Consider the following 19,801-nt stretch of genomic DNA (forward strand, 5'->3'; position numbering starts at 1 on the left):
CATGCGCATCGCGATCATCGGTTCGGGCATCGCAGGACTGGCCAGCGCCTGGTGGCTGGACGGCCAGCACGACGTCACCCTGTTCGAGGCCAACGACTATCTGGGTGGTCACACCCATACCCACGATGTCCAGGTGGATGGCCTGGACATGGCCGTGGACACCGGCTTCATCGTCTTCAACGCCATGCACTACCCCCTGTTGACGGCGCTGTTCGACGAGCTGGGCGTGGCCTCCCAGCCCACCACGATGAGCTTCTCGATGCACAGCGAGCGCAGCGGTGTGGAGTACAACGCCACCTCGCTGGACGGCCTGTTCTGCCAGCGGCGCAACCTGGTGTCGCCGCGCTTCTGGGGCATGCTGGCCGACCTGCGCCGGTTCTATCGGGACGCGCCCTTGCTGTTGGCCGAGGAGCAGGGTCCGACCTTGGGCCAGTACCTGCGCAGCCAGCGCTATGGCCAGGCCTTCATCGAAGAGCACCTGCTGCCGATGGCCTCGGCGCTCTGGTCTTCGCCCACGGCCACCGTGCAGGCGTTTCCTGCGCGCTACCTGGCCCAGTTCATGGCCAACCATCAGATGCTGCAGATGACTGGACGCTCGCCCTGGCGCGTGGTGACCGGCGGATCTGCGCGCTATGTCGATGCGCTGCGGCGCCGCTGGCGGGTGCAGGAGCGCCTGCAATGCCCGGTCCATGCGGTCGAACGCACGCCATGGGGCACGCGCGTGAGCAGTGCGGCCGGCGTGGAAGCGTTCGACGAAGTGATCCTGGCCTGCCACAGCGACCAGGCCTTGGCCCTGCTGGCCGATGCCACCCCGGCTGAACGCGAGGTGCTGGGCGCAATCCGCTATCAGTCCAACGAAGCGGTACTGCACACCGACGCATCCTTGCTACCGCGCAACCGCAAGGCGTGGGCTGCCTGGAACGCGCATGTTCCGCTCGACCCGGCAGCGCCGTGCACGGTCAGCTACTGCATGAATCTGCTGCAGGGCTTGCCGGGAAACACTCCGCTGGTGGTCACCCTCAATCGCAGTGCCGCCATCGACCCGCGCACGGTGCTGCGCACGCTGCATTATGCGCACCCCGTGCACGACCACGCCGCGGTGCGCGCACAGCATCGTTGGGCCGAGCTGCAGGGGCAGCACCACACCTGGTTCGCAGGCGCCTATTGGGGATGGGGCTTCCACGAGGACGGCATCCGCAGCGCCCGCCGCGTGGTCGATGCCCTGCAGACCAGCACCTTCAGCCGCCAGGCCCCACCGTTGGGCGGGGTGGCCGCATGAGCGCCAGTGCCCTCTACTTCGGCCAGGTGATCCATCGCCGCCATCATCCGCATCCGCACGCGTTCCGCTACCCCGTCGCGCAGCTGCTGCTGGATCTGGACGAACTGGACAGCGCGTTCGCCGGCCGCTGGCTGTGGTCTGTCAACCGCTGCAACCTGGCCGAATTCCGCCGAAGCGACTACTTCGGCGACCCTGCACAGCCGCTGGCCGATGCAGTGCGTGACCATGCGGCCAGCACACTCGGTTACCGGCCGGATGGACCGGTGCGGCTGCTGACCCACCTGCGTTATGCCGGTCATGTCTTCAACCCGGTCAGTTTCTACTACTGCTACCAGGCCGACGGCAGCACCCTGGCGTGCATCGTGGCCGACATCACCAACACGCCCTGGAAAGAACACCACGCCTATGTGCTGCCGGTCGCCACGGCCATGCGCGAAGGCGGCGGACTGCGCTGGCAGTTCGACAAGCGCTTTCACGTATCGCCATTCATGGCGATGGATTGCCGCTATGACTGGCGCTTCAACCGCCCGGATCAGCACCTGCGCGTGCACATGCAGGTCTGGCGGGATGGCCAGCGCCAGTTCGATGCCACCCAGGCCCTGCACCGCCGCCCGCTGGACGCCCGTGGACTGGCCCGGGTACTGGCCTGCTACCCGCTGATGACGACCCAGGTCGTGGCCGCCATCCACTGGCATGCGCTGCGACTGTGGCTGAAGCGCAACCCCGTGTATGACCACCCCTCCCTTGCCGAGAAGCCGCGATGAACCCGATGACTCCCTCGGTGGCCCTGCCGCAACCGGGCGCCCTGGATGCATTCCTGCGCCGCCGCCTGCTGGCCCAGTTGGCGCCACTACGTGAAGGCCGGCTGTGCGTGCGCGATGCGCTCGGTGAAGTCTGGCTGGGCCCGGACAGCGGCACACTGCACGTCACGGTCACCATCGACGACCCCGCGTTCTATCGCAAAGTCGCTGCACAAGGCAGCGTCGGTGCAGGCGAAAGCTACATCCACGGCGACTGGCGGTGTGACGACCTGGTGGCGCTGGTACGGCTGCTGGTGCGCAACCGGCACCTGCTTGACGGCATGGAGACCGGCCCGGCACGCGTTGGCGGCTGGCTGCTGCGCGGCTGGAACCGCTTGCGCCGCAACAGCCGCGAGGGCAGCCGGCGCAACATCGCCGCACACTATGACCTGGGCAACGACTTCTTCGCCCTCTTTCTCTCCGCGGACCTGATGTATTCGTCGGCGCTGTTCGCCGATGAGGGCGAATCGCTGGAGTCCGCATCGCGGCGCAAGCTCGACCGCATCTGCCATCAGTTGCAGCTGAAGCCTGGCGACAAGGTGGTGGAGATCGGCACGGGCTGGGGCGGCTTTGCGGTTCATGCGGCGCGCCACTATGGCTGCCATGTGACCACCACCACCATCTCCGCAGAACAGCATGCGCTGGCCGCCGAGCGCGTGCAGGCGGCCGGCCTGCAGGACCGCGTCACCCTGCTGATGCAGGACTACCGCGACCTGCAGGGCCAGTTCGACAAGCTGGTGTCGATCGAGATGATCGAGGCCATCGGCGCCGAGTTCCTGGATACGTACATGGCGACGCTGCAGCGCCTGCTGAAGCCCGACGGCGTGGCCCTGCTGCAGGCTATCACCATCGAGGACCACCGCTACGAACAGGCCAGGCGCAGCGTCGACTACATCAAGCGCTATGTGTTCCCGGGCAGCTTCATTCCCTCCATCAGCGCGATCATGGCAGCGAAGACGCGGGCCAGCGACCTGCAGCTGATTGCGCAGCGCGACTTCGGCCATTCCTATGCCCTCACCCTGCGCGCCTGGCGCCAGCGCTTCCTGGCGCATCTGCCGGAGGTGCAGGCACAGGGCTTCGACGCGCGCTTCTGCCGCCTGTGGGAGTTCTACCTGGCCTATTGCGAGGGCGGCTTCCTGGAGCGCTCGATCGGCGTGTCGCACCTGCTGCTGGCACGCCCCGATCATCGCCCCGCAGGCGCCGACTCAGATGCGCACTGACCGGCCACGCTTCTGGGTCAACCTGCTCGGCAACCAGTTGGTCTGGCTCTGTGCAGTGGCCGGGGCCAGCCGTGGCCGGCAATGGCCCGCGCTGCTGGCGGCGTCGCTGTACATCGGGAGCCAGCTGCTGACCTCGCCGCATCCCCGGTTGGACCTTCGGCTGCTGACGCTGGCGCTGGGTTGTGCCTGGCTGGTCGATGCCAGTGCCGCCGCCAGTGGCACCGTGCACTACGACGCAGCATTGCTCGGCTGGGCACCGCCGCCGTGGATCATGGCGCTGTGGGCCGCGTTCGCGATGACCTTGACCACCTCGATGCGCTTCCTGCAGCGCCACGCCGCACTGCCGCTCCTCTTCGGCCTGTTGCTGGCGCCGCTTGCCTATCTTTCCGCAGCGCGCGGCTTTGGCGCGGTGCAGTTCGCCGCACCCGCGTGGAAGGGGCTGCTCCTGCTCGGCATCGGCTGGAGCATTGCGCTTTCGCTGCTGTGCTGGGCAGCCCGACGCGGTGTGCGCAGCACCACCCCGCCGCCTCTCGCCGGAGCATCGCCATGAACAACCTGCTGTGGGTCCTGTTGTATGCCGTACTGGTGATGAGCTGGGGCTGGGCCTGGCAGCGCCGCCACGCCAACATCGGCGTCGTGGACGTGCTCTGGGCCAAAGGGGTCGGCGCTTCGGCACTGCTGCTGGCGCTGCTGGGCGATGGCGCGGTGATGTCCCGCATTGCGCTGGGTGTGCTCGGCGGCCTGTGGGGCAGCCGGCTGGCGTTGCATCTGTGGCATCGCGTTCGCCATGAAAATGAGGACGGGCGCTACCGCTATCTGCGCGACCACTGGCAGGGGCACCAGGGCAAGATCTTTGGATTCTTCATGGCACAGGCGCTGCTGGTGGTGCTGTTCGCCCTGCCCTTCGTCGCTGTCGCCACCAATCCGCGCTCCGACGCGGCGATCTGGATCGCTGCCGCCACCGTCGTGTGGCTTCTCAGCATGGGCGGCGAGGCGCTGGCCGACCGCCAGTTGGCCCGCTTCCGCGCCAACCCGGCCAACAAGGGCCGGACCTGCCGCGAGGGGCTGTGGCGCTACTCGCGGCATCCCAACTATTTCTTCGAATGGCTGCACTGGTTCAGCTACGTGCTGCTGGCGGTCGGCTCGCCGCTGTGGTGGCTGGCCTGGTCCGGCCCGCTGCTGATGTACGTGTTCCTGCGCTATCTCAGCGGCATTCCGTTCACCGAAAAGCAGGCTGTGCGCAGTCGCGGCGATGACTACCGCGAGTATCAGCGCACGACCCCGATGTTCTTCCCCTGGTTCCCCCGGTCTTCCAAGGAGCACACTGCATGAACGCGATCCCGTCACAGAACCCCACTGAAGCGGGTGAGAGCGGCCTGATCGCCTGGGCTGAGCGCGGCTGGGTTCCGGATGCCGCCTTGCGCGCCGGCATCCGGCGCCTGTGCGCGCAGCGCCTGCATGACGAGACCGAAGGCGGTATCGAGGCCCAGTCTGCCCGCTTCACCCGCCGCATCGCCGAACTGGCCGACAGCCCGCTGGCGCTGCATACCGATGCCGCCAACCGCCAGCACTACGAGGTGCCCGCTGCCTTCTTCCAGGCTTGCCTGGGCAGGCAGCTGAAATACAGCAGCTGCTACTACCCGACCGGCCGCGAAACCCTGGATCAAGCCGAGGACGCGATGCTGGCCCTGTACGGCGAGCGTGCCGGGCTGGCCGATGGCCAGCACATTCTTGAGCTGGGCTGCGGTTGGGGCTCGCTCACCCTGTGGATGGCCGAGCACTATCCGCATGCGCGGATCACCGCCGTGTCCAACTCGAACAGCCAGCGCCAGCACATCATGGCGCAGTGTGCGTCGCGTGGGCTGCACAACGTCGAAGTGCTCACCCGCGACGTCAACCAGCTGGAATTGCCGCACGCGCAGTTCGACCGCTGTGTCTCGGTGGAAATGTTCGAACACGTGCGCAACTACCAGCGCCTGCTCGCGCGCATCGCGCAGTGGCTGAAGCCGGACGGCGCGCTGTTCGTGCATATTTTCGCGCACCGCACGCTGATGTATCCGTTCGAGACCGACGGCGGCGACAACTGGATGGGCCGCCATTTCTTCACCGGGGGCCTGATGCCCGCTGCCGACACCCTGCTGCACTTCCAGCACGACCTGCAGCTGGAGCAACGCTGGCTGATCGACGGCACCCACTACCAGCGCACCGCTGATCATTGGCTGGCCAACCAGGATGCCGCCCGCGACCGCGTGATGCCGGTGCTGGTTGCCACCTACGGCGAAGCGGCCGCACGGATCTGGTGGCAGCGCTGGCGGATGTTCTGGATGGCCTGCGCCGAACTGTTCGGCTACGACGGCGGCCAGCAATGGCTGGTGGCCCATTACCTGTTCCGTCCCCGCTGAGGTGTGACATGCGCATGTTCTCGTTGCTCCCCCTGCTGGCGGTCGGCCTGTTCGGCAGCGGCTGCAGCTCCAATGACACACGCTCCCTGCCACGCCCGCCATCGGTGGACGTGCCGCGTTTCATGGGCGACTGGTATGTGATCGCCCACATTCCCTCGCGTCCCGAGCGCGAGGCGTTCGACGCAGTCGAAAGCTACGCGCTGAGGCCGGATGGGCGCATCCAGACCACTTTCACCTATCGCAAGGGCAGCTTCGACGCGCCACAGAAGTCGATGCATCCCATCGGCCGGGTCGAAAAGGAAGGCAACGGCGCGGTGTGGGGCATGCAGTTCATCTGGCCGATCCAGGCCGAGTACATCATCGCCTGGCTGGCCGATGACTACGGCCAGACCATCGTGGCGCGCAGCAAGCGCGACTATGTGTGGTACATGGCACGCACGCCACAGGTCTCCGAAGCGGACTATCAGCAGGCAGAGCAGCGCATTGCGGCGATGGGCTACGACGTAAGCAAACTGCGGCGTGTCCCGCAGTCCGTTCGAAGCACACCGTGAGTACCCTGCACTGCATCCAACCCGGCCCTCAGCACGTATGCATAAGTGCCTGCAACCTGCAGGCCTCCCGTCGAGGAATGCATCATGAACACCCTTCAGCGCATTGCCGTCGCAGTCAGTTTCGCCGTACTCGGCTCAGCCAGTGTCACCAGTTTTGCCGCCAACACCGTGATGGTCGGTGGCGCAGAGATGTACCCCACCCGGACCATCGTTGAAAACGCGATGAACTCGAAGGATCACACCACCCTGGTGGCGGCGGTCAAGGCCGCAGGCCTGGTGGACACCCTCAACGGTGCCGGCCCCTTCACCGTGTTTGCGCCGACCAACGCAGCGTTCAACAAGCTGCCGGCAGGAACCGTCGAGACGCTGGTCAAGCCCGAGAACAAGGCGCAGCTGACCAAGATCCTGACCTACCACGTGGTGCCCGGCAATTACAGCGCCGCCTGGCTGATGTCCGATGCCAAGAAGCATGGCGGCAAGGCCACGCTCAAGACCGTCCAGGGCGAGCCCCTCAGCGTGGTGCTGCGCGACGGCAAACTGTGGGTTGTTGACGCCAAGGGCGGCAAGGCCTCCATCAGCATCGCCGATGTCGGCCAGTCCAACGGCGTGATCCACGTCATCGATACCGTGTTGATGCCCAAGTAACGGGCAGGTCGCGTAACGGGCATTCCGAGGAGTGCCCGTTGCGATGGGGCCGACGACACCCCCGGTGAACACCCGCCAGGTCTTCGCCCGCAGCAAAGCAGCCGCTAGATCGAACGGATCGCCTGCATCGGTGCAATTGCAGAAGCCTTCAGTGCCGGCACCAGCACCGCGCCCTGCCCCAGCAACCACAGGGTAAGTGCGCTGAGCGGCAGGTACACCAACGGCAGGCGCGGCAGCTCGTAGAACCGCATCAACGCCAGGTTGAGCCCGTAGGCCAATACCAACCCGATCACGATGCCCAGGCTCACGATGAGGAAATTCTCCATCTGGAAGTAGCGCAGGATATTGGTACGGGTGGCACCCAGCGCACGACGGATGCCGATCTGCTTGCGGCGCTGTTCCACCCAATAGCTGGCCAGTCCAACAATACCCAGTGCGGTAGCCCCGAGAAGGGCGGCGATCACACCGACCAGCAACATCATCATCACCCTTGCGCTCTGGAAATAGTCCGCCCGCAGCTCGGGCAAGGTCCGGCTGGCAGCCTGGTCGAACACCACATCCGGCGCGACGGCGGCGATCGCCTGCTGCGCGCTGCTGAACACCCGCGGCAGATCCTGCGGGGACGCCCGCACCAGATAGCGGCCGGCCAGATGCGGGCCGGGCTTGGCCGGCATCAGTACCGACCAGTCGTTGCCCAGGGCCTCCCCGCCACCCGGCTGCGACACCGCAAGATGCTCGACCACGCCGATGACCGTGAAGCGGCTGTCCATCGACCACAGGCTGCGACCGACCGCTGATTCCCCGGGCCAGTAGTGCTCTGCAAGCTGGCGCGTCACCAGGATCGGCGCGTTGGCAGGCACGAACTGCTCGACCGGCGCGTACTCACCGGCTTCGGGCAGGCGCCCGGCCAGCAGCGTCAGATCCAGCGCCTGGATGGCGGCCTCATCGCCCAGGTAGAAATCCAGCACGCCCCCGAACACCTTCCGTGCCTCGTCGATGTTGACGCCCGCCCGCACGCCTGGCTCGCCGAAGGGAACGGCACTGATGATGCCGACCGACGTCACCCCCGGAATCGACCGCAGCGCGCCGCTCACCCGCGCATTGAGGTCGTTCGCCGTCTCCGGGTCGAAGCCGGAGAGCTGCACGATGCCCAGTGACGATTCGTCGACACCACTGTCCAGGCCCATGCTCCGGCCCTTCTCCATCAGCATGAAGACGGCGTTGCAGAGCACGGCGCAGGCCAGTGCGATCTCCATCGCGATCAACAGGGTCGCCAGCCGGTGCTTGCGCAGGGCGGCGATGATCAGTCCAGCTTGCATCGTGCTCTCCGTTACAGCAGTTTCAGTTGTGCCACGGGCTGGATCGCGCTCGCGCGGTAGGCAGGGATCGCACCCGCCACCAGGCTCGCCAGCAGGGAAAGACCAAAGGTGGCCATGAACATGCTCATGTCCAGATGGATCAGGTCGGCATAGGCCACCGGTTGCGAGCGGACCAGCCACAGGCCCAGCAAGGTGAGCAGCAACCCACCAACGCCGCCTGCCACGCCGATCACGCCGGCGTCCAGCAGGCACTGCATGAACACCGAGCGCCGACTGGCACCGAGCGCACGCCGCAGGCCGATCTCGCCACCATGCCGCATGAAGCGGGCCAGCAACAGCCCGACCACATTGGCCAGGCACACCAGCAGGAAGGCAAATGACATCACTGCCTGCACCTTCACGTCGCTGGGCACCACCTGGTTGAAGTCCAGCCACTCCATCAGCGGGCGCAGCCGGGTGTTGTCCGCGTGCCGGATCCGGCCCAGGCGCTGCTGCTCGGCCGCATAGTTGGCCAGGTAGCGACGATACGCGGCCACCTTTTCCGGGCTGCCCAGTTGCACCCACACGCCGACCGCGACGCAGGGCGCGTTCTGCAGCCTGCCAGGCGTGTCCGGCATGGCCCAGCAGGTGAACGGCTGGAAGTCCCCCTCATTGATGTCCAGGCTGGTGGACATCGGCAGGAAGATGTCATCGGCGGCAGCATAGAAACCCGATGTCTCTCCGCCGGAGAAGCGCCCACCCCTGACTTTGTAGAACAGCGGCGACGGGCGCCACTGGTCCAGTACACCGATGATCCGTACGTGGGTGTCCTTGACCTGCAGGGTCTGGCCAGTGCTGTCACGCCCGCCAAACAGGCGCTCGTTCAACCGCGAGGAAATGACTGCGACCCGGCCCCGACGCCGGTCATCATCGGCCGTCCACGCCCGGCCATAGCGGAACGGCGTGGCGAACATCGCGAAGAAATCCGCAGTGGTCGAGATCGATGACCCCATCAGCGGCGCCGATCCCGCCCGATCAGAACGCAGCTTCACCGGATTGACCACCACCATGGTCTGCCGATCGGCCTGGCCGGCAGACCAGAGGTCATGCGCGGTCCGGTAGTCCATGACGTCGTGTGGCTCGCGCCCCTTCGACCCCGGGTCGACATCGACCTGGGCGTAGAAGATCTCGCCGCTCCTGCCGGGCAATGGATCGCCCGAAAGCAGGTGGGTAACGGTCAACGTGGTCATGCTGGCGCCGATCCCCACGGCAACCGCCAGAACCATCAGGCCGGTGATGACCTTGTTGCGTCTGGCATTGTGCAGCGCCAACTTCAGGTAATAGCCGATCATGGACGTTGCTCCCCTGCATTCGTCGTGCTCCATGCAGATACGATGCCGGGGATGCCCAAAAGGTTTAAACGGAAGATCAGGGCTACGCCTCCGCCTTCGCACCGGCACTCAATCCAGCGCGAACCCTGCAACCCTGCCTTCTTCGTCGGGGCGGATCATGTACGGCATGAACACGCCGGGGCCGAACGTGGCCACGTAACGGTACATCGTGCCCTTCTCGCTGCCCTGCGTGCCCTTGAAAACCAAGGTCGCCGGCTTGCCGTAGGGCCCGATCGCCTTCGATAGCCCGTCCCCCAGCCCGGCCTCCAGCTTTGCACGCAGGTTCGCACTGAAATCCGCATAGCCTTGCCCGGCCTGCAGCTGTTCAAACGACGCCCTCGCCCGCGCCGTCACTGCGGCGTCTTCGCCAGGCGCAGGCCGGCTCCACGCAGCGACGATGGCGGGATGAAGCGCACTGAAGACCGCATTGGTCAGCGTGATGCCGGCCTCCGGCGTCTTGTCTCCAAGATTGGTGAAGGCAATGATGCGCAGCCCAAGATCGGGGAAATACTCGTCGGCGGTGGTGAACCCCTGAGAGCCACCGGTATGGCCAATCCGGGCCTGGCCGTAAACCGCATTGACGAACAACCCCAGCCCATAGTCGGCACTGCCGCCCTCGCCGGTGTGAACCGGCGTGATCATTTCGCGGTAGCCGGCCTGGCTGACCACCCTGCCCTCGCTCAGGCCGCGGTCCCATCGTGCGAGGTCGTCCAGCGTACTGACCAGGAAGCCGGCGGCGCCGCTCCAGTCGGGGTGGAAATAGGGCGAGCGGCGCAGGACGCCCGCCTCGTGCCGATAGCCCACCGCCATGCCACCCAGCCGCCCCGTATCGGCGAGGGTAAAGGTGTGCCGCATGCCCAGCGGCTGCAGCAGATGCCGTCGCAAGTAGTCGGCGTAGCGCTCGCCCGATACCACCTCGATGACCCGGCCGAGCAGCATGTAGCCGGTATTGGAGTACGACCAGCGGCTGCCCGGTTCGAAATCGAGGGGACGGTCGCTGATTCGCGCGAGCAGCCGGTCAAACGCAATCGGCTGCGTCACCAGGGCATCAACCTCGTGCTCGGGCCCGTCGAAATAGTCGTGCAGGCCGCTGGTATGGGACAGCAGCTGGCGCAGGGTCACCTCGTGCGCATGCGGGGCGTCCGGCAGATAGCGGGCGAGCGGATCATCCAGGCTGAGCCTGCCGGCCTCCTGCAGCTGCACGACCGCAGCGGCGGTGAACTGCTTGGTGATCGAGCCGATCTCGAAGGGCGTGTCGGTACGCACCGCCAGCCGCCGCGCTACATCGCGCTGGCCGTAGGCCTTGGCATGGATCAGGCGCCCGTTCTGAAGGACCATCACCGCCGCACCAGGAACACTGAAACGACGCATGACCTGATCGACGCCACGGTCGATCCGTTCGATCGCGGCGGCATCCAGTGCGGCGCTCGCGCTGCCCGAGGCGTCGCCACCTGCCACTTCCGTGGCAGCCGCGGGCCAGGCACCAGCTGTGGTCGCGAGCAGCAGGCCGCCCAGGGCAATCCAACACCATGCCGTTCGCATTTCCGAATCCCCGAATAATTCAAATTTGAACTATAGTTTGAATTATGACTTCCTCGCCCGCAAGCCGACCCGCTCCAGCACCACTCAAGCTGACGCCCACCCAGCTTGCGGCCATGGCCTCCCCCGCGCGGATGGCGATACTGCAGCGCCTGGATGCGGAGGGCCCTGCGAGCATCCGCGAGCTTGCCGAGCGCCTGGGCCGTCCGGCCACAGCGCTCTACCACCATCTGGCGCACCTGCAGAAGCACGGGCTGGTACGCATCACCGAACACCGCGACACTGGCCGCCGGCCCGAAGCCGTCTACGCGGCGGCGTCAGCACACCTGTCCTCCCGCGATGCCGTGCGCACCGCGTCCGGGCGGCGGAGCCTCGTCCGCGTGGCAACGCGCGTGGTCGCCGCCACCCTGCGTGCGTTCGCTTCCGCCGCCACCCATGCCGCCGCGCGCTTTGAAGGGCCACACCGCAACTGCGCGGTCAGGCACCTGGCCTTCCGCGCGGACGACGAGCGCCTCGCCCGCATCAATGCATTGATCGAAGAGCTGGAAGCGGCCGGGCTCGAAGGCAGCGCCCAGGGCGAACCCCTGCTGCTGACCGTGCTGTTGGCGCCCGCCGCACACCCGCCGCGCGGAACATCGACCTGACCGGCCGACCCATCGCCGCCATCAATGAACATTGCCGCATTCAATACCCAGCAATGATCGATACTTAGGAATAATCGCAAAAATCGAACGATTTCGATGTTCGTCGCGACAGCGGCGCCAGAATGGGCACCACGCCTGCGGGCGCCCATTGCCTCCCCGCGCATGAACGGACTCCCTGCACCGCGCCAATTGAATCTGGCTCTCCTGGACGACCATGAGATCGCCCGCCGCGGCACCGCACTGCACCTGTCCCGTGACGACCGCTTCCATATCGTCGCCAGCCACGCACACAGCGACGACCTCATCCGCGACCTGCAGCGGATCGATGTGGACGTCGCGATCATCGATCTGACCCTGGCCCACGGCGATCGCAGCGGCACGGAACTGGCCCCCCTGCTGCGCGAGACCTATCCCAACCTCGTCCTCCTGGCTTTCGCCACGCTATCGCCCACCACCGACATCAACCGCCTGCTGGCCGCGGGAATCAGCGGCATCGTCAGCAAGGCCGAGCCCCTGTCGATGCTGTCCGAGGCGATCGTAGGCGCCTGGCTTGGCCAGAGCCGGCTGCCGCCGGACCGCATGCAGCCGGCAAACTGCGACGACCTCAGCCGCAACGAGCGCGAGGTGCTGGAACTGGTGCTGGAAGGCCTCACCGTTTCCGAAATCGCGCTGCGCCGTCACCGCAGCGTCAAGACCATCAGCACCCAGAAGATTGCCGCACTGCGCAAGCTGGGCCTGCGCAACGACGTGGAGATCTATGCCATGCGCCGGCAACTGGGGGGGCCGTGAAGCGGCGGCGCCTGCGCTCTTCCCTGTCCCTGCTGCTGGCACTCCTGCTGCTGCCGGCCGCATCGGCCGAGGACACACAACCGCTGCCATGGCGACCCGGGAGCGTGGTCCGCGTGGCCACCGCACCCTCGCTGCGCCCGCTGCCTGCTGAACTTGCCGAAGCGACGCCCACCCTGGCCCATGGCTATGCCGACCTGGTCACCAGGCACTCCCAGCTGACTTTCCGGGAGCACGCCTACCCCAGCACCGCTGCATCGATCGCCGCAGTGTGCCGCGACGAAGCCGACCTGACCGTAGTGGTGGGCATTACCCCTCACCTGCAGCCCCCTTGCCCGAACCTGCTGGCATCCCGGCGTTTCCGCAATGGCAGGATAATGCTGGCCGGGCGCGCCGGCGAGCCATTGCCCCATAGCTTTGCAGGACTGGATGGCCGGACACTGGCCGTGGTCGACGGCGGCCCGTATGCCGACTGGCTGGCCACGCATCATCCGAACGTCCGCCGGCTGCACCTGCCCAACCGCCACGCCGCACTCGCCGCCGTTGCCTCGGGCGTTGCCGACGCGACGCTGGGCGTGGAAACCACGCTACAGCCGATCATCCGACGTCATTTCGCAGACGCGATGCAGCTGCATCCGTTCGACACCGACTTCTCCGCCGACCTGCGCCTGCTCGTGCGCAGCGAAGACGCGCAGCTGTTGGCCCGCATCGAGCAGGCGCTGCAGGACATCACGCTGGAGGAGCATGCAGGCCTGCTGCAGCTCTGGGCCCAGCAGATGCTGCCTGCCTCCGTCGAGCGCGCATTGGGCTGGATGCGCGCGCCGCCCCCGTATTGGCTTGTGGCCCTGGCCGCGGCACTCGGCGGCCTGCCTCTGCTGTGGCACGCGCTGCGCCCGCGCCTCGGGCATGGCACGCGCAGCCGCGCACGGGCGATGGGCATGATCAGCCATGAGGTGCGCAACGCAACGCATGCGGTACTCGCCTCGATCGACCTGCTCGGCCAATCGCCACTGGACGCCGGGCAACGGACGCTGCTCGCCGCCGCCAACGCAGCGGGCACGTCATTGCGCAGCCTGCTGGGCCGTTCGCTGGATTTCTCACGCCTCGCCAACGGCGGGTTCAGGCCACGCGCACGTGCCTGCGACGTGGCAGCGCTCTGCCATCAGGCCCTGGATGCGGTTCGGCCACAGGCGCAGGTCAAGGGGCTGCACCTGCGGCTTGAATGCACGCCGGAACCGGCGCCATCGGTGATGCTGGACCCGGAAGGCCTGCGCCAGATCGTCGACAACCTGCTCGGCAATGCCGTGAAGTTCACTGACCTCGGCGGCATCGACCTGCGCCTGCAACTGATGCCGGCGGATGATCCGCGGGAACTGCTGCTGGATGTGATCGACAGCGGCATCGGCATCAGCGCCAAACAGGCGGCGCGACTGTTCCGGCCCTTCCAGCAGGCAGAAGAAGGACAGGCACGCGGTGGCAGCGGACTTGGCCTGGCGATCGCCCGCGAGCTGGCGTTCGCGATGGGCGGCAACCTTGCCCTGCACAGCGTGCAGGAGCGCGGCACCCGCTTCACCCTGCGCCTGCCGGTTCGAAGCGGCGGCAACGGCGCCGCGCCGGTAATGGCCGAGCCCACCCACACGCCTCTGGACGGGCTCGACCTGCTGCTGGTCGAGGACCACCCCCTCAATCGCCGGATCATCGCTGAGCAGCTGCGCCAACTTGGCGCGCAGGTGCATGCGGTGGACACGGCAGCCGGCGCACTCGCCGAGCAGGCGCGGCACCCGCGGCGCACTGTACTGATCGATATCGGCCTGCAGGACATGGACGGTTATGCACTGGCGAAAGCACTGCGTGCCCCGGCGGGCCCGCCCCTGCGGCTGATTGCACTCTCGGCCCGGGAAGGCCGCGGGCATGCGGCGCGCTGCCGCGAGGCCGGTTTCGATGCAGCACTCGGCAAGCCGCTGCAGTCAGCACAGTTGCTGCAGGCACTGGGGGTGGTGGCGGACGAAGCGCCCGCACTGATCGACAGTCGTGTGGCGCTGGATGGTGACGCCCTGGCCGACATCAACAGCGAACTGCTCGGCATCGCTCGAGCCGTGGATGCATGCGATGGAGCCGCCCTGCGTCATCACGCACACCGACTGCAGGGCGCCCTGCAGCTCTGCGGGGCGGCCGACCCGGCCGACATCGCTGCCGATCTCTGGTCGCTGGGCAACGACGCCGTGCCCGACTGGATCGACGCGCGGCGCCTGTTGCAGGCGCTGCGCGACTGGCATGGCTCCCGCGTTGCGGAAGCCATGCCCTCGGCCTGATCAGGCCGCCAGGCGCTCGACCTGGCGACGGGTGAGGTCGTTGAAGCGGCCCAGCGACATCAGGTGCTGATGGATCAGTGCCAGCCAGCCACTGCGATGCCACTCGACCACGGTCGCTTCCGGCAGCGCGACGAACTTCTCGACGTCGACGACCTGGAAGCCATTGAGGTTGAACTCACGGCCATCCGGGGTACGCACGGTGGCGTTGCGCTCGACCAGCAGGCCGTTGTCGATCAGGGCCTTGGAGAAGGCCTGGGTCTGCTCGTGCTCACGCGTGAACTGGCCGCAGAATTCCAGCGCCTGCTGCACCATCTCGGTGGCCTTGCCATCGACGAACAGCGGCTGGCCCTCGTCACCGCCCTTGACCACGCGCGAGCTTTCTTCGTCGATGCCCAGCAGGAAATCATTGTCCGAGCCGGTGTCGATGAAGATGAAGGGGTGGCGACGCAGGTAGGCCGGGATGTAGGCCTCGTCTTCCCACAGGCCGTCCTTGATGAACAGGTTCTGGTCGGACACGCCAACGGCCGCCATCGGCACCGCCGTCGGGCCGGCGAACAGGATCGGGAAGTGGTGCAGCGCCAGCGAGAACTCGCCCAGCACCAACGGAATGGCGTTGTTGCCCGCAGCAAACTCGAGCCTGCCCGGCAGGATGCGCAGGTCGGCGTGCACATCGGCCTGCAGCGGCACCGGACGGGTGTAGAACAAGGGAGCGCCGCTCTGCGCCGCTTCGGTGGTGGTGTCGCTGGTGGTGGTCATCTTGGGAACCGTTCGATCATGCGCGCCTGCCATCCCGGGCGCGCCAGCGGGAACAACCTGAATCCCGCATTATCAACAAGCTCGATGACAACGGCCACCCCACCGACGGCCTATTTCAGCTGCAGGGGGTAGCGCTGCCAGAGCACGTGGACCAGAAAACCCGCCAGTTCGGTATCGCGAGCGCTCACCGCAGCGCGTATCTTGTCCAGCAGCACCATGTCCGAGCAGGAACGCACGTCGGCGTGGTTGGCCTGTCCCGCCCTGCGCGCACGATAGCGCGCGGCGCGCTGCGCATCGCTCATGGCGTACCCGAACTTCGGCGGACGACCGCGCTTGCGCGGCAGGGTCAGCTCCAGGGTTCCGGGGTCTTTGTCATCACGCATGAGAGGGGTGCGGGCGGCGGCGAGCAACGGGGGGTGCGCAATTTATCGTGAGGCATCACTTTAATCCAGCTTTTTCTGCAGTTTTGTTGCGGTGCAATGCAAAATTTCCGTGGGCCGCGACGGATTCATCCACGCATGGCGTGGATCTACTGCAGACCCACATGGATACGCACACCCAACCGCAGCGGGCAGACCCACGCCACGCGTGGATACGAAACCCCGCCAACCCCCGGCAGATCCACGCCATGCGTGGATGCGGAACCCCTCCGACGCCCGGTAGATCCACGCCATGCGTGGATACGCATACCCACACCAACACAAAAAAGGGAGCCCGCGCACGGGCTCCCCTCGCCTTCCTCATGCAGCGCGTACCGGCTCGTAGCCATGCAGGTGCGCTTCGCTGCTGGCCCGCCCCTGGCTGAGCGAACGCAGCGAGGTGGTGTAGCCCACCAGCTGCGCCAACGGTGCAAAACCGCTGACCTCGGCGCGACCCTCCAGGTCGTCGATGCGGGCAATGCGTCCGTGGCGGCGGTTGAGGTCACCGACCACGTCGCCCACCGACGCCGAGGGCGAGTGCACCGTCACCGCCATCACCGGCTCCAGCAGCTGCGTGCCGCCTTCTGCCAGCGCCGCCTTGATCGCCTCGGCGCCGGCGCGATGGAATGCCATCTCCGAAGAGTCCTTGGCATGGGTCTGGCCATCGACCAGGCTGACCTCGATGCCGACCACCGGATGACCCTGCGGGCCTTCCGACAGCGCAGCGCGCACGCCCTTCTCCACCGCCGCGATGAAGCTGCGCGGCACCACGCCACCGACGATGCGATCGTTGAACACGACCTCACCGTCCTCGCGCGGCGCCACGTCCAGCACCACCTGCGCGAACTGGCCCTGGCCGCCGGTCTGCTTGACCAGCCGCCCGACGATGCCGGTCATCGCACGCAGCGGCGTCTCCTGGTAGGCCACGCGCGGCGCACCCACGCCCACGTCGACCTTCCATTCGCTGCGCAGGCGCTCGACCATCACCTCCAGGTGCAGCTCGCCCATGCCCCAGACCAGGGTTTCGGCCGTATCGCGATCGGTCTCGACGCGGAACGACGGATCCTCCTGGGCCAGGCTGGCCAGCCCCTGCGCCATCCGGATCAGGTCGGCCGCACGCGCCGGCTCCAACCGCCACGCCAGCACCGGTGCCTGCGACCGGATGCTTTCCAGGCGCAACGGCTGGCCACGGCCGCTCAGCGTTTCACCACTGACCGCATCCTTCCAGCCCAGCACCGCGACGATGTCACCGGCCACGGCCTGTTCGATGTCGTGGGTCTGGTCGGCCTGCACCCGCACCAGGCGGCTCACGCGCCGTCCCTGCGGATGCTGCGAACTGGCCAGCGCATCGCCCACCTTCAAGGTGCCCGAGTACAGCCGCACGAAACTCAGCGCGCCGTGCTGCTGGTGGGTGATCTTGAACAGCAGGCCGGCCAACGGACCGTCCGGATCCGGCGGCAGCACCACCTCGCCGCCCTCGCTTTCAGCGACCACGGCCGGGCGATCCAGCGGCGATGGCAGGTAATCGACCACCGCATCCAGCAACGTTTCGATGCCCTTGTCCTTGAACGCCGCGCCAGCCAACACCGGTACCCCGGCACCGGCCAACGTTGCGCGCCGGATGGCTGCACGCAACTGTTCCGCATCGATCACGCGACCTTCCAGCCAGGCATCGGCCAGCAGCTCGTCGTGGTCCGCTACGGCCTCGACCAGCGCATCGCGCCGCGCCTGCCACTGCGTGCGCGCTGCGTCGTCCCACGCGGTGATCGTCGCCGCAGCGCCGTCGTGCCACTGCAGCACACGCTCATCGACCAGATCGACCCAGCCGTTGAAGTCGCTCTCGCTGCCCAGCGGCACGCCCAGCGCCCACGGTCGCGCCCGCAGTTTGTCCTGCAGCTGCTCCAGCACGCGCTCGAAGGAAGCACCGACGCGATCCATCTTGTTGACGAAGGCGATCAGCGGCACGCGGTGGCGGCGCGCCTGGCGCCACACGGTTTCGGACTGCGGCTGCACGCCATCCACCGCCGAGAACACGGCCACGGCACCGTCGAGCACGCGCAGCGAACGCTCGACTTCAATGGCGAAGTCGATGTGGCCGGGGGTGTCGATCAAGGTCAACCGATGCGGCGGCAGATCACGCGGCGCCCATTGCGCCTGCACGGCAGCCGCGCCGATGGTGATGCCGCGCTCGCGCTCGATCGCCGAGAAATCGGTGGTCGCATTGCCGTCGTGCACTTCGCCGACGCGATGGATCTCGCCGCTCTTCCACAGCAGGCGTTCGGTCAGCGTGGTCTTGCCGGCGTCGATGTGGGCAATGATGCCGAGGTTGCGGCGACGGGAAAGGGTCTGGGTGTTCATGAAGAGGTTCCTGCAAAGCCAACTTCGGGGGCCGCACACCCCGGTTGGCGACAGGGTGCGCGGCTAGCGTTCGGTCTCGGCGATCTGGTGCATGGCACGTTCTCCTTGCGGTACATCGGGTGGCGTCGACTGGTTGGCGTCGACGGGGTAGAGTCGACTGTTATTCGACTTGCGGGAAAGCAGAAACGAAAAGAGCGCCCCGGAGGGCGCTCTGTGGAAGGTCCAGCGACGGCCGACTCAGCGGCCTCGTGGGGCTCCAGGCAGACACGCCCGTTCCGCGCTTGCGCGGGTCAGGGTGAAAAACTTCAGGAGCGGCATCCGGTTCATGGGGCGCATTCTAGACCTGCCAATCTGGCGCGCAAGTGAATATTGCGCGCATGGATGGAACGATGAGGCTTGCCGGGGTCAGCGTTGTTCGCTGCACGAAAGCCTCCGACTCCAAGGCAGAATCACTCACAGCCGTTGATGCGCCGGGCCTCGCTCACCGTCGCGGCCTGGTCGCCCGTCACCGAGACCCAGCCCTTCAGCGAGTAATCGCCATGGATCTGCCCGCGCCTGGGCGTGTCATGGATCGTGATTTCCGTCCAGCTCCCCACCGCACCCAGCTCGCTCAGGCGCGCCGCCTGGTCCTCATCGGTGCTGAAGGTGTCTCCCGGCTTGGACGGCTTGGCCGTGTTCACCGTTGCAGTCTTCAGCGCCCGCACGCGCAGTGCACCATCGGGCATGCGCTGGCTGATCACATCGTAGCGTTCAATGCCGTACGCCCAGGAGCGCTCGGTGGGGCGGCGCACTTCGCTACCATCATCGGCCACCTCCACCGTGCCATTCACCAGCCCGCCAATCGCGGCGATGCCGCCGTAGCCAGCCATCATGGCCTGGTAGCCAACCATCTGACGCTTCTCCAGCGGCAGATCGATGGCCGCGGGCTTCATGCCCGGCAAGTTGAGGTACGCCGACTTCTTGCAGAGCAGCAGCACCTGCTGGTCGGCCCAGGCCATCAGCATCGCGCCACCTGCGTAGTAGTGCGTGGTGAACAGGTCAGGTTTTGCGCCTGCGCCAGTGGCATGGCGGGTATCGATCGACGTGGCCTGGTCGGCCGCTTTTTCGATCGACACCGTGCGGGTGGGTGCGGCCTGGCCGGTGCACGCGGTTGCGGCCAGCGAGGCAAGCAGTGCGGCACGGGGGAAATGATGGTTCATGGAGGAGGCATTCCGTTGAAAAAAGCGAACCATCGATGGTACGTCGCAGCATGACGAGGAGCTCCACCGCACCCCATCACGATCAACACCATTCAGCCAGGCGTACCTGTCCGCCTCAAACGACGTGCGTCACGGCCACGCCGCTGTCGGAAGATCGCGGGCCAGCGCCCTGTTCACCCAGCCCGGCGAGGCCGGGTACCCT

18 protein-coding genes are annotated in these 19,801 nt (G+C 66.8%); 11 read left to right on the top strand and 7 right to left on the bottom strand.

Features of this window, described 5'->3' with window-relative positions; all coding sequences use genetic code 11:
- The first annotated feature begins 1 nt into the window (after position 1).
- The 8 genes from ACMZPQ_RS07865 (at position 2) to ACMZPQ_RS07900 (ending at position 6,897) form a co-directional block, all read left to right on the top strand.
- On the top strand, positions 2-1,279 hold the full coding sequence (locus ACMZPQ_RS07865; protein ID WP_197580166.1) for an FAD-dependent oxidoreductase: 1,278 nt from the start codon (positions 2-4) through the stop codon (positions 1,277-1,279).
- Positions 1,276-2,043 (top strand): DUF1365 family protein, encoded by a 768-nt coding sequence (locus ACMZPQ_RS07870; protein ID WP_197580165.1) that lies wholly within the window; start codon positions 1,276-1,278, stop codon positions 2,041-2,043. The genes ACMZPQ_RS07865 and ACMZPQ_RS07870 overlap by 4 nt, the downstream gene beginning before the upstream one ends.
- Positions 2,040-3,299 (top strand): class I SAM-dependent methyltransferase, encoded by a 1,260-nt coding sequence (locus ACMZPQ_RS07875; RefSeq protein ID WP_197580164.1) that lies wholly within the window; start codon positions 2,040-2,042, stop codon positions 3,297-3,299. The genes ACMZPQ_RS07870 and ACMZPQ_RS07875 overlap by 4 nt, the downstream gene beginning before the upstream one ends.
- On the top strand, positions 3,289-3,849 hold the full coding sequence (locus tag ACMZPQ_RS07880) for a DUF2878 domain-containing protein (protein WP_197580163.1): 561 nt from the start codon (positions 3,289-3,291) through the stop codon (positions 3,847-3,849). Before ACMZPQ_RS07875 ends, ACMZPQ_RS07880 begins: the two co-directional genes overlap by 11 nt.
- A complete protein-coding gene (locus ACMZPQ_RS07885; RefSeq protein ID WP_197580162.1) occupies positions 3,846-4,631 on the top strand; it encodes a DUF1295 domain-containing protein in 786 nt (261 codons plus the stop codon). Before ACMZPQ_RS07880 ends, ACMZPQ_RS07885 begins: the two co-directional genes overlap by 4 nt.
- Positions 4,628-5,701: an SAM-dependent methyltransferase gene (locus ACMZPQ_RS07890; protein ID WP_197580161.1), complete on the top strand. Its 1,074-nt coding sequence runs from the start codon at positions 4,628-4,630 to the stop codon at positions 5,699-5,701. Before ACMZPQ_RS07885 ends, ACMZPQ_RS07890 begins: the two co-directional genes overlap by 4 nt.
- An 8-nt stretch (positions 5,702-5,709) precedes the next feature.
- Positions 5,710-6,252 (top strand): lipocalin family protein, encoded by a 543-nt coding sequence (locus tag ACMZPQ_RS07895; protein ID WP_197580160.1) that lies wholly within the window; start codon positions 5,710-5,712, stop codon positions 6,250-6,252.
- Between the two features lie 81 nt (positions 6,253-6,333).
- Positions 6,334-6,897, top strand: a complete 564-nt coding sequence (locus ACMZPQ_RS07900; protein ID WP_197580235.1) for a fasciclin domain-containing protein — start codon at positions 6,334-6,336, stop codon at positions 6,895-6,897.
- Positions 6,898-7,001: 104 nt separating this feature from the next.
- Here the strand turns inward: ACMZPQ_RS07900 and ACMZPQ_RS07905 are convergent, their stop codons facing one another.
- The 3 genes from ACMZPQ_RS07905 to ACMZPQ_RS07915 all read right to left on the bottom strand — a co-directional run bounded on the left by ACMZPQ_RS07905 (position 7,002) and on the right by ACMZPQ_RS07915 (position 11,128).
- Entirely contained in the window at positions 7,002-8,216 is a 1,215-nt protein-coding gene (locus ACMZPQ_RS07905) for an FtsX-like permease family protein (protein WP_197580159.1), read from the bottom strand.
- 11 nt (positions 8,217-8,227) lie between these two features.
- Positions 8,228-9,547: an ABC transporter permease gene (locus ACMZPQ_RS07910; protein ID WP_197580234.1), complete on the bottom strand. Its 1,320-nt coding sequence runs from the start codon at positions 9,545-9,547 to the stop codon at positions 8,228-8,230.
- Positions 9,548-9,655: 108 nt separating this feature from the next.
- On the bottom strand, positions 9,656-11,128 hold the full coding sequence (locus ACMZPQ_RS07915; protein WP_197580158.1) for a serine hydrolase domain-containing protein: 1,473 nt from the start codon (positions 11,126-11,128) through the stop codon (positions 9,656-9,658).
- Positions 11,129-11,241: 113 nt separating this feature from the next.
- Here ACMZPQ_RS07915 and ACMZPQ_RS07920 point away from each other — a divergent pair, with 113 nt between their 5' ends.
- The 3 genes from ACMZPQ_RS07920 (at position 11,242) to ACMZPQ_RS07930 (ending at position 14,867) form a co-directional block, all read left to right on the top strand.
- Positions 11,242-11,769 carry a helix-turn-helix domain-containing protein gene (locus ACMZPQ_RS07920; RefSeq protein WP_197580157.1) on the top strand — a complete coding sequence of 176 codons (528 nt, stop codon included), beginning with the start codon at positions 11,242-11,244 and terminating at the stop codon, positions 11,767-11,769.
- A gap of 162 nt (positions 11,770-11,931) precedes the next feature.
- Positions 11,932-12,558, top strand: coding sequence for a response regulator (locus ACMZPQ_RS07925; protein ID WP_197580156.1), 627 nt, complete (start codon positions 11,932-11,934; stop codon positions 12,556-12,558).
- Complete coding sequence (locus ACMZPQ_RS07930; protein ID WP_414485941.1) at positions 12,555-14,867, top strand: ATP-binding protein; 2,313 nt, start codon at positions 12,555-12,557, stop codon at positions 14,865-14,867. The genes ACMZPQ_RS07925 and ACMZPQ_RS07930 overlap by 4 nt, the downstream gene beginning before the upstream one ends.
- Here ACMZPQ_RS07930 and ACMZPQ_RS07935 read toward each other — a convergent pair whose 3' ends face one another.
- From ACMZPQ_RS07935 to ACMZPQ_RS07950, 4 genes are all read right to left on the bottom strand, one after another.
- Positions 14,868-15,623 (bottom strand): SapC family protein, encoded by a 756-nt coding sequence (locus ACMZPQ_RS07935; RefSeq protein WP_197580155.1) that lies wholly within the window; start codon positions 15,621-15,623, stop codon positions 14,868-14,870.
- Positions 15,624-15,733: 110 nt separating this feature from the next.
- Positions 15,734-16,006, bottom strand: a complete 273-nt coding sequence (locus tag ACMZPQ_RS07940) for a hypothetical protein (protein WP_005409616.1) — start codon at positions 16,004-16,006, stop codon at positions 15,734-15,736.
- 357 nt (positions 16,007-16,363) lie between these two features.
- On the bottom strand, positions 16,364-18,400 hold the full coding sequence (gene fusA, locus ACMZPQ_RS07945) for an elongation factor G (RefSeq protein ID WP_197580154.1): 2,037 nt from the start codon (positions 18,398-18,400) through the stop codon (positions 16,364-16,366).
- A 449-nt stretch (positions 18,401-18,849) separates the two neighbouring features.
- Complete coding sequence (locus tag ACMZPQ_RS07950) at positions 18,850-19,599, bottom strand: hypothetical protein (RefSeq protein WP_197580153.1); 750 nt, start codon at positions 19,597-19,599, stop codon at positions 18,850-18,852.
- Between the last annotated feature and the right edge of the window lie 202 nt (positions 19,600-19,801).

The sequence above is a fragment of the Stenotrophomonas maltophilia genome, from assembly GCF_047497515.2.
Lineage (GTDB): Bacteria > Pseudomonadota > Gammaproteobacteria > Xanthomonadales > Xanthomonadaceae > Stenotrophomonas.

Bases quoted from the DNA above. Each gene is read 5' to 3' on its own strand.
- ACMZPQ_RS07910 (WP_197580234.1), bottom strand. From the start codon at position 9,547: ATGATCGGCTATTACCTGAAGTTGGCGCTGCACAATGCCAGACGCAAC.
- ACMZPQ_RS07935 (WP_197580155.1), bottom strand. From the start codon at position 15,623: ATGACCACCACCAGCGACACCACCACCGAAGCGGCGCAGAGCGGCGCT.
- ACMZPQ_RS07890 (WP_197580161.1), top strand. From the start codon at position 4,628: ATGAACGCGATCCCGTCACAGAACCCCACTGAAGCGGGTGAGAGCGGC.
- ACMZPQ_RS07885 (WP_197580162.1), top strand. From the start codon at position 3,846: ATGAACAACCTGCTGTGGGTCCTGTTGTATGCCGTACTGGTGATGAGC.
- ACMZPQ_RS07950 (WP_197580153.1), bottom strand. From the start codon at position 19,599: ATGAACCATCATTTCCCCCGTGCCGCACTGCTTGCCTCGCTGGCCGCA.
- ACMZPQ_RS07875 (WP_197580164.1), top strand. From the start codon at position 2,040: ATGAACCCGATGACTCCCTCGGTGGCCCTGCCGCAACCGGGCGCCCTG.
- ACMZPQ_RS07895 (WP_197580160.1), top strand. From the start codon at position 5,710: ATGCGCATGTTCTCGTTGCTCCCCCTGCTGGCGGTCGGCCTGTTCGGC.
- ACMZPQ_RS07870 (WP_197580165.1), top strand. From the start codon at position 1,276: ATGAGCGCCAGTGCCCTCTACTTCGGCCAGGTGATCCATCGCCGCCAT.
- ACMZPQ_RS07905 (WP_197580159.1), bottom strand. From the start codon at position 8,216: ATGCAAGCTGGACTGATCATCGCCGCCCTGCGCAAGCACCGGCTGGCG.
- ACMZPQ_RS07880 (WP_197580163.1), top strand. From the start codon at position 3,289: ATGCGCACTGACCGGCCACGCTTCTGGGTCAACCTGCTCGGCAACCAG.
- ACMZPQ_RS07915 (WP_197580158.1), bottom strand. From the start codon at position 11,128: ATGCGAACGGCATGGTGTTGGATTGCCCTGGGCGGCCTGCTGCTCGCG.
- ACMZPQ_RS07865 (WP_197580166.1), top strand. From the start codon at position 2: ATGCGCATCGCGATCATCGGTTCGGGCATCGCAGGACTGGCCAGCGCC.
- ACMZPQ_RS07940 (WP_005409616.1), bottom strand. From the start codon at position 16,006: ATGCGTGATGACAAAGACCCCGGAACCCTGGAGCTGACCCTGCCGCGC.
- fusA (WP_197580154.1), bottom strand. From the start codon at position 18,400: ATGAACACCCAGACCCTTTCCCGTCGCCGCAACCTCGGCATCATTGCC.
- ACMZPQ_RS07925 (WP_197580156.1), top strand. From the start codon at position 11,932: ATGAACGGACTCCCTGCACCGCGCCAATTGAATCTGGCTCTCCTGGAC.
- ACMZPQ_RS07920 (WP_197580157.1), top strand. From the start codon at position 11,242: ATGGCCTCCCCCGCGCGGATGGCGATACTGCAGCGCCTGGATGCGGAG.